This is a genomic window from Pandoraea sp. PE-S2R-1 (assembly GCF_002179865.1).
Classification (GTDB): Bacteria; Pseudomonadota; Gammaproteobacteria; order Burkholderiales; family Burkholderiaceae; genus Pandoraea.
Genome location: NZ_NGUR01000007.1, coordinates 385625 through 398844, shown reverse-complemented (window position 1 = coordinate 398844; position 13220 = coordinate 385625). Strand labels below are relative to the sequence as shown.

Here is a 13220-nt window from a genome sequence, read left to right as displayed (position 1 = left end):
GTGGCGTTGAAAGAACGGGTTCAGGCGAGAAGGTCGCGCGGATCGGCAATGCGGCCCGTGAGCGCGGCAGCGGCCACCGCGTAGGGCGAACCGAGATAGACCTGTGCGGTCTCCGCGCCCATGCGCCCCTTGAAGTTGCGCGCCGTGCTCGACATCACCGTTGCTCCTTCGGGAATCGAGCCGCCATAGCCCGCGCAAGCGCCGCAGGTATTGGCGAGCACCTGTGCGCCAGCCGCCACCAGCACGTCCATCACGCCCTCGCGCGTGGCCTGCGCCTGATCGCGCGCGGAGGCCGGTGCGACGACGAAGCGCATGCCCTCGGCCACGCGGCGGCCCTTGAGCACGCGCGCGGCCGCCCGCAAATCTTCGAGCTTCGCGCCGGTGCATGCGCCCAGATAGGCCACGTCCACGGGGATGTCGGCAAAGGCATCGATCGCGCGCGTGTTCGCCGGGCTGTGCGGCGCGGCGACTTGCGGCGCCAGCGTATTGGCGTCGAACGTGTGCACTTCGGCCACAGCGTCCACATCGCTTTGCCAGCGCGCGATGTCAATGGCGTCGATGCCATCGGTGACACCAACCGAGCGCAGATACTCGACGGTCGTCGCATCCGGCGCGACCAATCCCACCTGCGAGCCCAGCTCGGCACTCATGTTCGAGAGCGTCATGCGCTCCTGCATCGACAGCGCACGCACGGCTTCGCCACAAAACTCGATCGCCTGATAGCGTCCGCCGTTCATGCCGAAGCGGCCGATCATGTGCAGCATCATGTCTTTGGCCGTCACACCATCCGCCAGACGGCCGTCCCAGCGCATCTGGATCGTCGTGGGCACCTTCACCCAGATTTCGCCGGACACCGCCACGCCCAGCATCTCCGTGCTGCCGATGCCGAACATGTAGGCACCGAACGCACCGCCCGTCGGCGAGTGCGAATCGCCGCCCACGCAGAACATGCCCGGGCGAAGGTGTCCGTGCTCGGGCACGACCACGTGACAAATACCGACCGAGTCGTAGACGTTGGGCAACGCCTGTGCCTGCGCCCAATCGCGGGCGATGCGCACGATGCGGCGCGATTCGTCGTCCGATTCCGGCACGTAATGGTCGATCACCAGCACGACCTTCGACTTGTCCCACAATTGCGCGCCGAGCGATTCGAGCATCGGTTGCAGACGGCGCGGGCCGCTGGAGTCGTGAAACATCGCGAGATCGACCCGGCAGGTCACGATCTCGCCCACCGCTACCTCGGCGCGCCCGCAGGCGGCGGCCAGCAGCTTTTGCGTCAGAGTTTGAGCCACGGTAAGTCCCTTACATTCCGAGATAGGCACGGCGAAGCTCGCTGCTCGCAAGCAACTCCGCGCACGTGCCGCTGTGACGGATCGAGCCGTTCTCCAGCACGTAGCCACGCTGGCCGGTTTCGAGCGACTGCCCCACGTTCTGCTCGACGAGCAGAATCGACAGGCCGTCGCGTTGCAGACGTGCGATCAGGGCGAACAGCTCTTCGACCATGAGGGGCGAGAGCCCCAGCGACGGCTCATCGAGAATCAGCAGTCGCGGCTCGGCCATCAGCCCGCGCCCGATGGCCAGCATCTGCTGCTCGCCGCCGGACATCGTCCCGGCAGGCTGCGCGATGCGCTCACGCAGACGCGGAAACAGATCGAGCATGCGTTCCAGACTGTGCTCGCGACCGGCGCGGCCTCGCGCGAACGCACCGAGGGCCAGGTTTTCACGCACACTCAGGTTCGGGAAAATGCGACGCCCTTCAGGCACCTGAATCAACCCGGCCTTCACCACTTCGCGGTAGTGGCGGCCGGTCAGGTCATGACCGTCGAAGCGTACCTTTCCCGCCCAGACCGGATTGATCCCCGAGAGTGTGTTGTTCAGCGTGGATTTGCCCGCGCCATTGCTGCCGAGCAGCACCACGATCTCGCCCTCGCCGACCGTCAGATCGACGCCGCGCAGCACCTCCACGCGTCCGTAACCTGTGCGTAGGCCTTCGACTTCGAGCAAATGGCTCATCGCGCACCTCCGGCCTGTGCCGACTGGGCCGCCTGTGCCGCCAGCCGCGCCGCTGTGCCATGCCCGAGATAAGCTTCCACCACTGCCGGATCGGACGTCACTTCCTGCGGCGTACCTGCGGCAATCAGCTTGCCTTGCGCCAGCACCCACACATGTTCGGCCAGACTCATCACGGCGCGCATGACGTGCTCGATCATCAGCACCGTCACACCGCTTGCCGCAATCTCACGCACCACGGGAATCATTTCGTCGATCTCGCTCGGGTTCAGCCCGGCGAGCACTTCGTCGAGCAGCAGCAAGCGCGGGCGAGTGGCCAGTGCACGCGCGAGTTCCAGACGCTTGCGCCCGCACACGGTCAGGTCGGCGGCCGGTTTATCCAACTGCGCTTGCAGGTTCGTGCGAAACGCGATCTCCTCGGCTTCGTGCAAGGCCGCGCGGCGATTGCCTTGGTGAAGATGCGCGCCCACGGCAATGTTCTCGCGCACGGTTTGTGCGCCGAACGGCTGCACGATCTGGAACGTACGGGTCAGGCCCTGACGCGCGGTCACAAACGGTGCCTGTCCGGTGATGTCCCGCCCCTGAAACTCGACGCGGCCAGCAGTGGGGGTCAAAAACCCCGAGAGCAAACCGAACAACGTCGTCTTGCCCGCACCGTTGGGCCCCACGAGCGCCGTGAGCGTGCCCGGCCGAATGCTCAGGCTGACGTCCTGCACGGCCTTCAGACCACCAAACGTGATGGACAGGCCATCGGCTTTCAACAAGGCGTCAGACACGGGCCTTCTCCTTACTTGCCGCAACACTCGTAGCGCTCGCAATGCTGGCGTCGCTCGCGCGGAACGTGCCGTCCGCTTGCGGCTTGTCTTTCCCCATGCCCAGTGCACGGCGCACCGACGCGCCCGCGCCGGTGATGCCGCGCGGCAGGAACATCACGATCAGAATCAGCACCGCCCCGTAGATCACCATCGACAGGCCGGGCAATTCGCCAAACAGGTTGCGTGTAAGTTCGCCGAGCGTGTACAGCACGGCCGCGCCAAGCACGGGCCCCCACAATGTGCCCAAGCCGCCGACGATCACGCCCACCAGCGCCTCGACCGAGATGGTCGAGCCGAAAGCAATACCGGCGTCGATGTACTGGAACATCTGCACGTAGCAAACGCCCGCCGCACTCATGAACGCGCCCGACAACGCGATGGCTCCGAGCTTCACACGCAGCGGGTTGACGCCGACTGCACGGGCCGCGTTTTCGTTATCACGCACGGCCTGCAACCACGCACCGAAGCGTGAATGGCGCAACCATGCCGTGACCAGCAAGGCGCCCATGACGAAGGTCAGCAGCACAAAAGCGTAGCCGCGCGGCGAAGCGAATTGCAGATTCGCGGCGCTTTGATGCAGCGGCACCATCAAGCCGACGCCTGCGCCGGTGAACGGCAACGACACGGCAAGAATGCGAAAAACCTCGGCAAACGCCAGCGTCACAAGCGCGAAGTACGAACCCTTGAGGCCGTAGCGGAACGTCACTGCCCCCACAACCACAGCAACGAGCGTGCCCATCGCAATGGCGAACGGCATCGCCAGCCACGGATTCCAGCCCCATTGCAGTTGTGCAATCGCCTGCGCGTAGGCTCCCACGCCGAAAAACAGCGCATGGCCGAACGACAGTTGCCCGCCAAAACCACCCAGAATGTTCCACGACTGCGAGAGCAGCACGGTGTAGAGCGTCATCATCAGAAACGACAACCACACGCCCGACTGCAACGTAGCGAGCAGCGCCGTGACGACGACGCCGAACAGCACAATCAATCGAAGATCCTTCATCGTTTGCTCCTGCACATGTCTTCAGGCCCCCTAGGCGCGCGCACCGAACAGCCCCTGCGGACGCAGCAGCACGACGATGATGAAAATGGCGAAGATGCCCATCTGGCCGAGCGAATCGCCGAGCCACAGGCCACCGAACGACTCGACCACACCGATGAGCAAGCCGCCGACCAGCGCGCCGGTAAAACTGCCCATGCCGCCAAGCACGACGATCGTGAAGGCCACCAGCACGAAGCCACCGCCCACCTGCGGATTGACGTAGTACGTCGGCAACAGGAAGCACGCCGCCGCCCCGACGCAGGCCATACCGATGCCGAACGACACCGCATACACGCGCTCCACGTCGATGCCCATGAGCTTCGCGCCGTGCTTCTCTTTCGCGACCGCACGGATCGCGCGGCCGAGATCGGTGGCGCGCATGATCCAGAACAGGATCGCGGCTGTCGCCAGCGCACCGCCGAAGGCGATCAGCTTTGGCACGGCCAGCATGACCGGCCCGATGTCGACGGTGGCGAGCGTGTACGGCGTGTCGATGGTGTGGGTGTCCGACTTGAACCACACGAGGGCCAGGTTCTCGAGCACGATGGCCAGCCCGAGCGTGACGAGCAGAATGTTCTCGTCCTTGCCATGACTCGCCCGCTCGATGACCACTCGCTGCAACGCATAGCCGAGCGCAAACATGCCGAGCGTGACGAACGGCAGCGCCAGATAGGGGTCGATGCCGAGCTTCTTGCGAAGCAGCCAGACGGCGTACAGCGCCACCATGAGCGCTGCGCCGTGCGCGAAGTTGATGATGTGCAACACGCCGTAGACGAGCGTGAGACCGAGCGCGATAAGGGCATACACCGCGCCGGTCGTCAGCCCGTTGAGCAGGGCCGAGAGCAGAATGACCGGGTCGAGCATCGCGTCAGGCCTTGAGCGGGAAGACCGGGGCGACCTGACGGTAGCTGTCCGGCAGAATCACCTTGATATCGCCGCCGGAGACTTGCGTGAGCAGCGGCTGCGCGCCCGTGTTCTGGCCGTTCACGAACTTCGTGGCGCCGTAAGGCATCAGGTGATCCTTGAACGTGCTGGCGGCGAGCGCCGCCGTGATCGCCGCGCGATCGACCGACTTGGCATGCTCGATGGCGTCGGCCAGCAGCATCATGGCGGTGTACGTCATGAAGACTTCGTAGCTGAAGAACGCGCCCTTGGCTTCCGTGCGTTTCTTGAGCGAGGCCACGCGCGCATCCTTCGGATTGAACCAGTGGTTGCAATCGATGATGCCGTCGGCGATCTCGGGAAATTCCTTCAGGAACTTGTAGCTCGACGCCGCACCGCCCAGCACCGAGTAGATTGCTTTCGGGCGAATCTTCTGCTGCTTCATGGCGCGCAGCAGCAGCGCGTATTCGTTGTAGTAGTTCGCCGGAATCACGATATCCGGGTTCACCGAGCGCATGCGCAGCACGATGTTGTTGAAGTCGCGCGTCGGGTTGGCGTGCTTGATGACTTCTTTCACTTCGAAGCCGCGCGCCGGCAACTCCTTCTGCAACAAGGCAGCGGTACCGGTGCCGAAGAGCGACTCTTCATGCACGATCATCACGGTTTTGGCCGGCTTGCCGGCAGCGTCGTTCAGTGCCGCAAGGTCGTCGACCGCGCGCATCGAACACATGCGATAACCCGGGCCAAAGCGGAAGGTGTTGGTGAGACCGCGCTCGACGATCTGATCGGCGACACCGACATCCACTACGTGCGGCAGGCCGTACTTCGCTGCGGTCTGCGTCGTCGCCAGACAGATCGCCGAGGCGTAGGCGCCGACGATTGCCGACACGCCCGCTTCGTTCATCTTCTCCACTTCGGCCGAGCCGGCTTCCGGCCGCGATTGCGCATCGCCAAGCACGGCTTCGATGGGTGCGCCGCCGAGCGACTTGATGCCACCGGCCGCGTTGATGTCGTCAATGGCGAGCAGCGCGCCGAGGCGGCACTGCTGGCCCGAATACGCGAGCGCGCCGGTGACCGGGTGCAATACGCCGATCTTGACGGGCTTGCCCGCTGCGCGCGCGGCAAAGGGGGCGGTGGTGGCAGCGGCGAGCGCGGCCAGAGCGGTGGACTGACGCAGGAACGTGCGACGCGAACTCATTGACGATTCTCCGGGCTTAAGCGGTGGTGTGCGGTGGTGTGCGGTAGTAGGCAGTTACAAGCGGTGGATCAGTGGAATTGAGCGGATAGTTCTTCGCTGACCCAGACCTTGGCGTCGATGTCGCCGACGCGCGAGAGCTGAAGCTGGTACTGGTAGCGATCGGGGCGATACAGGCCTTGCAGCAGTTGCACCGGGCGCTCGGCAACGTCGCGTACGAGGCGCGTGACCGCCAGCAACGCGGAGCCGACGGCAATGTCGAGATGGCGCGCCACGACGGCATCGGCCAGACGCGCAGAGATGGTTTGGGTGGCGCCACCGAGTTCGACGCCGGCTTCTTCGAGAAGCATGAGCAGCGGCTTGCGCTCCAGCTCTTCGCGACTGATCTTTGCAATGCCCTCGGGCACGTGCGTGGTGATGTAAGAGAGCGGTCCGGCTTGCGTGCTTCGCACACGAATGCTCTTGTAGACCGGTGCACCGGGGGCGAGCGCGAGAGCGTCGGCCACCGCGTCGCTGGCGCCGACGAGCGACGATTCCAGTACAGACACCGTGGTGCGCAAGCCCATGTTGACGATGTTCTCGAGCAGGCCCGTGAGGTGTGCCTTTTCACGAGAGATGCCGCCCATGGCGCCGCCGGTGCGTTGCCCCGCATGCAAGGGCCACGTGCCCAGCCCCGGGCGCCGCACGACGAGTTTGTCAGCCACGAGCATTTCCATGGCCTTGCGGATCGTGATCCGGGCAACGCCGAACTGTTCGGCCAGCAGATGTTCGCCCGGCACACCGTCCCGGTCGAAACGCCCCTCCTGCAATTGCTCGCGCAGCACGAGGTAGATCTGGTGGTACTTCGGAAGCGGTAGTGGGGTATCCATGCGGCGATTCTGGAAGTGTCATAATGTCCGGTCAATAGAACAAATGGACAGACAAAATGTCCTATCGGGAAAACACCTAAGCTATTTCAGATTCGTTGCGCGACGCCCCGAAAACGCAGGCACAGCAAGGGATTGCATCATGCGGCGCAGCATTTTTCGATGCTGCGCCGCTTGCGTTTCATCGGTCATCAGAAGCGATGGCGCAGGCCCACGTAGTAGCTCATCTGGTTGTCGTAACCATTGAGCTTCACGCCGTTGCCACCGGTCCAATTGGTGGTTGTCGTGCCGAAGAGTCCGGACCAGCCGCCGTCGACCCGTTCATAGGCCGCGGCAAAATACACGTCGGTGCGCTTCGAGAAGAAGTAATCGACGACGCCATAGACCGTCTGCCGTTTGCCGCTGAAGTTCACGGCGCTCGTGTTGTCCTGCATGTAGGCCACAATGAACTGCCATGACGGGTTGAGCAGATAGCTCGCCCCGAGCGTGAAGAACTGATCGCGACGCGCGGCGGAAAACACCGAGCCGATGGCGGCCACCGTGGTCGGCGTGGCGGCAGTGCTCATGTTGGTAATCGACGCGTAGTCGAGGCCGCCGTTGGTCACATCGAAGCCCGGATCGCGCTGGCTTTGCAGGTAGTCGGCATGGAATTTCCACTGGCCGTAACTGACCTTCGCGCCGAGCGACCAGGTTTTCGCCGAGCGGCTTTGCGAATCGTGCGTTTGCTGCAACTGGCCGGTGAAGACGTTGCCGTCCTGCTCCCAAGACAGGCCTCCCGATGCCGATGAGCGCGCCGAGGCTTGGCCGGCGATGCCGCCGAGCGCGTATTGCAGGTTCATGCCGAACGGGCCGAACTTCTTCGTCCACGTGAGTGCGTTATTGAAGCGCTGACCGGTGAGATACACGAGCCACGAGTTCGTGGGCGGTGCGCCGATAAAGATCGGATCGACCATCGAGATGGCGACGACCGCGCCGGTGTACTGACGTCCCAGCGCGACTTCGCCCCACACACCCTGCAAGGCGACGAACGCCTGCCGGCCAAACAATTGCCCCTGTTGATCGAACGTGCCGGCTTGCGAATTGAAGCCGTTTTCGAGCACGAAGCGTGCTTTCGTCCCGCCACCGAGGTCTTCGATACCTTGCAAGCCAAAGCGGCTGGCCGAGAGAAAGCCCTCGCCTGCCTGATTGACCGAGACCACACGGCCGCCTGTTGGGCTGGCGTGATTTTGTGACACGATGGCGGCTTCGATCACGCCGTAGAGCGTGACGCTCGATTGGGCGAAGGCGGGTACTGCCGTTGTCGCGAGAAGGAGTGCGGCGCTGGCGAGCGGCAGCGTTTTGCGAGTGATATGCGTCATGAGGCTTGGCGTCTTTCTTTTGTTGAAGAAAACAGTGCCCCACGACGCCGGGCGTCAGCCGTCGCCGCAAGCAGCAATCGCCGGGCGGCAGGCAAACGTCAGGGCGCACGACGCCGCGCCGCGCGCGGACAGCGCACGTCGATCGGCAAGGGGCGGTGTGGGGAACGCGCGCTCACGCAAAGACGCGATTGGCGAGATGGGCTATCGCGATGTGAGGCGTGCGTCGAGAGGCAGCGGCTTACTCGCGCAGAACGCGATACGTCGCACGCTTGAGGGCGGACGTTTTCATGAGCAGGTTGGGTCGAGTCATCATGGCCCCGACTCTAGGAGCGCCAATTTGTAGCGTCAATGGAACAAATGACGCGCACAGTTGTTCTATCGGGAAATTCCCGAGTTCAGTGTTGCAGGAGACACACCATGGAAAATCGCGTGGGTACGCCTGCGCCGGCAACGTCCGGCGCGACGCTGCGGCGGTGGCGCGTACTGCGCCGGATCAAGCAGGCGCATGCGGCCGAGTGGCTCGGCGTTTCGCAATCGACGGTGTCGCGATGGGAAGCGGGTACGTTGCCGATCACGGGCGATGCGCTCGCGCGTATCGAAGCGCTGTTCGCGGCACGGCTCGACTCGGCGGGTGATTATGCATTGCAACGACTGGTAACGTTTGACTCGCGCGCCGTCCATCTCGTGTGCGATCACACGCATCGTCTGCTCGCGTGTTCCGCTTCACGTGCGGCGGAGTTTTCGCAGCCGTTGCCGGTATTGATGGGGGTGTCGTTGTGGCCCTTCGCCACGGAGGCGATCGTAGCGCGCGAAGCCTCACTGCGTGACGCGGGATGGTATGAGCAGCGTGCGTCGTCGATCGAGTTCGATACGGGCAGCAATGGCTCGTTAGCGATACCGATTCGCGAAAGCCGTTGTCGTTGGACACGCCTCACACTTTCCGACGGCACCGTCGCGCGGCTGGTCGAGACGCTGTGATCGCGGTGAATACTGGCGGCGTCTGCTACGCATAATTTATGCGTAGCGTCGGCGAGGACCCGGATCTATGCTGACGCGTTGAAACGGCATCGACAGGCACAGGAGACGACTCACATGACGCACATGACGCACATGACGCACGAACAGATCGAAGGCAGGTTGAATTTCCTGCGCACATGCGAGCGACTGAAAGACGTGCTCAGAAGTGGTTACACGTCGTCCGGACGTCAGGAAAGCACCGCCGAGCACAGTTGGCGGCTCAGTCTGATGGCGATGCTGTTCATGGATCAATTGGGTGACGTCGACAGCACGAAGGTGCTGGCGTTATGCCTTGTGCACGATCTGGGCGAGGCGTTGGGTGGCGACGTGCCTGCGCCGGAGCAACTGGCGGGTGGCAGCAAGGACGACGTCGAGCGACGCGATCTGATGACCATATGCGAACCGCTCGATGCGGCCATGCGCGCGCAAATCGTCGGCTGGTGGGAGGAGTACGTGCAGGCGGCGACGCCCGAGGCTCGTGCGGTGAAAGCCCTCGACAAGCTCGAAACCCTGCTGCAACACACGCAAGGCCTTAACCCGCCGGACTTCGATTACGCATTCAATCTGTCTTACGGCCGGCAGTACACGGATGCGATACCGCTGCTGCGCGCCGTGCGCGAACAGATCGACGAGGCGACAAGGGCGCGCCTCGCCTAGGCGGAATCCCGGGCCGTCACACGTCGCCCCCGCCCGGAAATAGCTTTTTGATATACTCTTGCGCTCGCGAGACCTACGATCAACGTATCGGCAGTCCTCGCGCCCTCCCTGTAGTTCAATGGATAGAACGAGTGCCTCCTAAGCGCTAGATACAGGTTCGATTCCTGTCGGGGGGACCAAGGACTAGTTGGTCAACGTCCGATACGCCTGCGTTTTCGGCGTTCCCGCATCGACGGGCTCGGCGCACCCGGCCATTTCGGGTCGCGCACAGCGCCCCGTCCCGCACGCTTCCTGATAGCTGAGGCTCTTCGCACTCAGATCCGGGCCCTCCAGCACGTAAGCGCCCTTGTCAGTCCACGCGCCTGCACGCATCTTGTCACTGCCCCACAGCAGACACGTCCCCGTCTTGCCATTCTCCGTGCACTGCCACGCCGTAATGATCGCCGAACGACCGTTACAGATACCTCCCGCAGCATAGGCCGGCGCCGCACCGAAAACCATCGTCAGAACACCTGCCATGCCCGCCAATGCGATCGTGCCATTCATGCTTGCTGCCATTGCGTCGCTCTCCTGATTACAGTTTTTACCAATAACCCCCGGAGGACTTGGGTGCGCTTTGATCCGCACTCCTTTGACTTCATCGCAACCTTAATGGCCGTCTAACCGCACTTGCCGGACAACCTCATCCCTATGTGCATCGCCGTAATAATAACGTCACACAGACGGCTCGCAAACCCCCGCCGCCATTGACGTTGCAGGATGATAGTTAATATATATATGGATAACCCTTAATCCTTTCCTAATACGCAGGGAATCCGTGCCCTAATCCATTCGTAATCCCCATGATTTTTGATAGGATTGCCACCCATTTCCGACGTGCTAGCATGCGGCGCGGGATGTTCTTACGGAGCATTTCAGCGTAGGAGTCCTACCGTAGATCGCCTATTAATCCCGATCTCCCCCGCTTTAGGACTCCTGGCATGCGGCAGCGACACCGACTCGGCCCACTCGACGCCTTCATCGACACCGGCAACGCTGCCCATCTTCCAGAACAACATTCTAAAGAACTAGGAAAATGGCACACCAACTCGTAAAAGTTACCGCCCTGCTTCTCGCAGCAGGCATCACGGCGGGTTGCTCCACCATGAACATGGGCAGCAGCAGCGCAAAGACGGCTGCCACTGGCTCGGCTGGCGGTGCGAACTCGGAAAACGCTAATCAGCAGCTCGAAAAGTGCGATCGCCCGCTCGGCACGATCGCCGTCATCGAAGACACCACCGCCCCGTGGTACGGCGTGCTGACCGGTCAATACAAGCTGGGCTCCACGGTGCCCGTGCTCAAGCTCCTGGTGCAACAGTCGAACTGCTTCGTCGTGGTCGATCGCGGCCGTGGCATGAATACCATCATGGGCGAGCGCGCGCTTCAGGATTCGGGCGAACTGCGTAACAAGTCGAACTTCGGCAAGGGCAAGATGGTCGCCGCCGACTACGCGATCAGCCCGTCGATCACGTTCACCAACAACAACGCCGGCGGTGCCGGTGCCAGCGTAGCCGGCCTGCTGCCGGGCGGTATCGGCGCAGCCATCGGCGCGCTCGCCGGCAGCATGAACTCGAAGGAAGCCAGCACGCTGCTGACGGTCATCGACAACCGCTCCAGCGTGCAGATCGCCGCCGCAGAAGGCAGCGCCAGCAGCATGGACTTCGGCGCGCTGGGCCGCATCATCGGCAGCTCGGCCGGCGGTTCGCTGGGCGGCTATTCAAATACGGCAGAGGGCAAGGTCATCGTCGCTGCATTCACCGACTCGTACAACAACGTCGTGCGCGCCGTGAAGAACTACAAGCAACAGAACGTTGCCGGTGGTCTGGGCACGGGCGGTCAGCTGACGGTTCAGGACGACGATGCACCCGCACCGAAAAAGGTCGTGAAAAAGAAGAAGACGGCCTCACAGTAATTTCAGCCGCCCGCTAACCGCTGCGTTGGCAGCGGGCACTGAACGCCGGATGACGTCTTGAATGACGCCATCCGGCGACAAATATTTTGCCCGCCGGCAAACGAAACCGGCCGAGCGGCAAAAGCCGGGCACCGCGACCGGCTACCCCCTCCCCTATCATTTCTCACGAGCCTGCCAACCCCTGCGCAGGCGCACGTCGCCGCCCTCGGCCCCTATCGGACGCCCGGCGCGGTCTCTTCGCCGGATTGCCCATTCTCGACGCCGGGATTCGCATGACGAAGCCTTCTTCACGCACGCCTACGCCCTGCCCGCCAGCTTCGGGCGACACCTCGCCCCCTGACACCACCGACGCTATCGCCCAGGCCTGGGCACAAGTCGGCGCGGCATTGAGTCCGCACCCCGATTGCCCCTTACCGACGTGGGCTGGGGGCGGCGACACGTTGCATCAGCACCTGATCGTGATCGGCAGCGGGCACGAAGGCGACATCGTGGGTCAACTGCGTCATCTGGAGACCGTCGCGGCACGATTCGGCAAAGTGGGATTCGTTGGCCCCGCCAACGTGCGGCGACTCGTGGAATGGTCGCTGGGAGATCGCGTGGTTGTACTCTCGCGCATGCCGCGCGACGTCTCCGACTGGGATCTTCGCTGTGCGCTTGGCGCGCTGGCCAAAACCCTTGGCCCGCACGCGGCCGCCGCGCATGCCGGCATGCCCCATCTGCGTGTCGCCGCCACATCCGCACGTCATTGGCGCGACCGGTTGGCCGCGTCGGCACAACACGGGCTTTGCGTAGGGATTGCGTGGCCGGGTATCACCGCTGGTGGTCAACGTCCGGGCACAGGCGCCCCGCCAGAGACCATGGCGTCTCGTGGCCACTCGCTCGCCAACGCCCCCATCGCAGACCGGTCAGCGGAACTCGCCGGATTAGCGCGACTGACCGCGCTAACGCCACTGATTCCACTACTCGCGGTGCCCGGCGTTTCGTGGGTGCCGCTTGGCAGCCACGGCCACACGGCCACCGATGCGACGCCCCCTTCACGTGTCGACTGGATCGACTGGCGGACCGACTGCGACGACCTCGCCGACGAGGCTGCCCTCATCGACAATCTGGATCTCGTGATTTCTCTGGATATTGCCCGCACCCACCTCGCCGGGGGGCTGGGCGTGCCGGTCTGGCACGTGGATACGTCGACGCAGCCCGCTGTCGCTGGTTACGCACAGATGCGACTGTTCGGTGCTGCATTGTCAGGGAACGTGGGGAACGCGCGGAGCGGCGGAAACGACTGGCGCGGTGCGGTCGAGGCGGCGGCGCAAGCATTGCACTCACTCTCCGCCGAATTTCAGGGCTGGACCCGCTGATCAGGCAAACCACCATCGGTTTGCCGTCACCTGGTGCGGGGCAAACCGCTCGGAAAACAAGCCACCCGC

At 63.5% G+C, this 13220-nt stretch carries 13 protein-coding genes and 1 tRNA gene; 5 read left to right on the top strand and 9 right to left on the bottom strand.

All coding sequences use genetic code 11. The features are described from left to right. Positions 1–20: 20 nt before the first annotated feature. The 8 genes from CDV44_RS04495 to CDV44_RS04460 form a co-directional block, all read right to left on the bottom strand. A complete protein-coding gene (locus CDV44_RS04495) occupies positions 21–1292 on the bottom strand; it encodes a 3-isopropylmalate dehydratase large subunit (RefSeq protein WP_087686845.1) in 1272 nt (423 codons plus the stop codon). A 10-nt stretch (positions 1293–1302) separates the two neighbouring features. Beyond that, positions 1303–2013 (bottom strand): ABC transporter ATP-binding protein, encoded by a 711-nt coding sequence (locus tag CDV44_RS04490; RefSeq protein ID WP_087686844.1) that lies wholly within the window; start codon positions 2011–2013, stop codon positions 1303–1305. Continuing rightward, entirely contained in the window at positions 2010–2786 is a 777-nt protein-coding gene (locus CDV44_RS04485) for an ABC transporter ATP-binding protein (RefSeq protein WP_087686843.1), read from the bottom strand. Before CDV44_RS04485 ends, CDV44_RS04490 begins: the two co-directional genes overlap by 4 nt. Beyond that, entirely contained in the window at positions 2779–3828 is a 1050-nt protein-coding gene (locus CDV44_RS04480) for a branched-chain amino acid ABC transporter permease (protein WP_087686842.1), read from the bottom strand. Before CDV44_RS04480 ends, CDV44_RS04485 begins: the two co-directional genes overlap by 8 nt. A gap of 30 nt (positions 3829–3858) precedes the next feature. After that, positions 3859–4731, bottom strand: a complete 873-nt coding sequence (locus CDV44_RS04475; protein ID WP_087686841.1) for a branched-chain amino acid ABC transporter permease — start codon at positions 4729–4731, stop codon at positions 3859–3861. A 4-nt stretch (positions 4732–4735) separates the two neighbouring features. After that, positions 4736–5947 (bottom strand): ABC transporter substrate-binding protein, encoded by a 1212-nt coding sequence (locus CDV44_RS04470; RefSeq protein WP_087686840.1) that lies wholly within the window; start codon positions 5945–5947, stop codon positions 4736–4738. Positions 5948–6015: 68 nt separating this feature from the next. Further along, positions 6016–6813: a GntR family transcriptional regulator gene (locus CDV44_RS04465; protein ID WP_087686839.1), complete on the bottom strand. Its 798-nt coding sequence runs from the start codon at positions 6811–6813 to the stop codon at positions 6016–6018. 188 nt (positions 6814–7001) lie between these two features. Next, positions 7002–8168: a porin gene (locus CDV44_RS04460; protein WP_087686838.1), complete on the bottom strand. Its 1167-nt coding sequence runs from the start codon at positions 8166–8168 to the stop codon at positions 7002–7004. Positions 8169–8585: 417 nt separating this feature from the next. Here CDV44_RS04460 and CDV44_RS04455 point away from each other — a divergent pair, with 417 nt between their 5' ends. The 3 genes from CDV44_RS04455 to CDV44_RS04445 all read left to right on the top strand — a co-directional run bounded on the left by CDV44_RS04455 (position 8586) and on the right by CDV44_RS04445 (position 10021). Beyond that, on the top strand, positions 8586–9146 hold the full coding sequence (locus tag CDV44_RS04455; RefSeq protein WP_087686837.1) for a helix-turn-helix transcriptional regulator: 561 nt from the start codon (positions 8586–8588) through the stop codon (positions 9144–9146). Positions 9147–9278: 132 nt separating this feature from the next. Then, on the top strand, positions 9279–9842 hold the full coding sequence (locus CDV44_RS04450; RefSeq protein WP_087687229.1) for an HD domain-containing protein: 564 nt from the start codon (positions 9279–9281) through the stop codon (positions 9840–9842). Between the two features lie 104 nt (positions 9843–9946). Beyond that, positions 9947–10021, top strand: a tRNA-Arg gene (locus tag CDV44_RS04445). A gap of 4 nt (positions 10022–10025) precedes the next feature. Here CDV44_RS04445 and CDV44_RS04440 read toward each other — a convergent pair. Beyond that, complete coding sequence (locus CDV44_RS04440; protein WP_087686836.1) at positions 10026–10400, bottom strand: hypothetical protein; 375 nt, start codon at positions 10398–10400, stop codon at positions 10026–10028. Between the two features lie 517 nt (positions 10401–10917). Here CDV44_RS04440 and CDV44_RS27975 point away from each other — a divergent pair. Beyond that, positions 10918–11793 carry a CsgG/HfaB family protein gene (locus tag CDV44_RS27975; protein ID WP_170935849.1) on the top strand — a complete coding sequence of 292 codons (876 nt, stop codon included), beginning with the start codon at positions 10918–10920 and terminating at the stop codon, positions 11791–11793. Between the two features lie 272 nt (positions 11794–12065). Beyond that, the gene (locus tag CDV44_RS04430; protein ID WP_141118673.1) at positions 12066–13151 is read left to right on the top strand and encodes a glycosyltransferase family 9 protein; all 1086 of its coding nucleotides are present in this window, start codon (positions 12066–12068) and stop codon (positions 13149–13151) included. Positions 13152–13220: the final 69 nt, after the last annotated feature.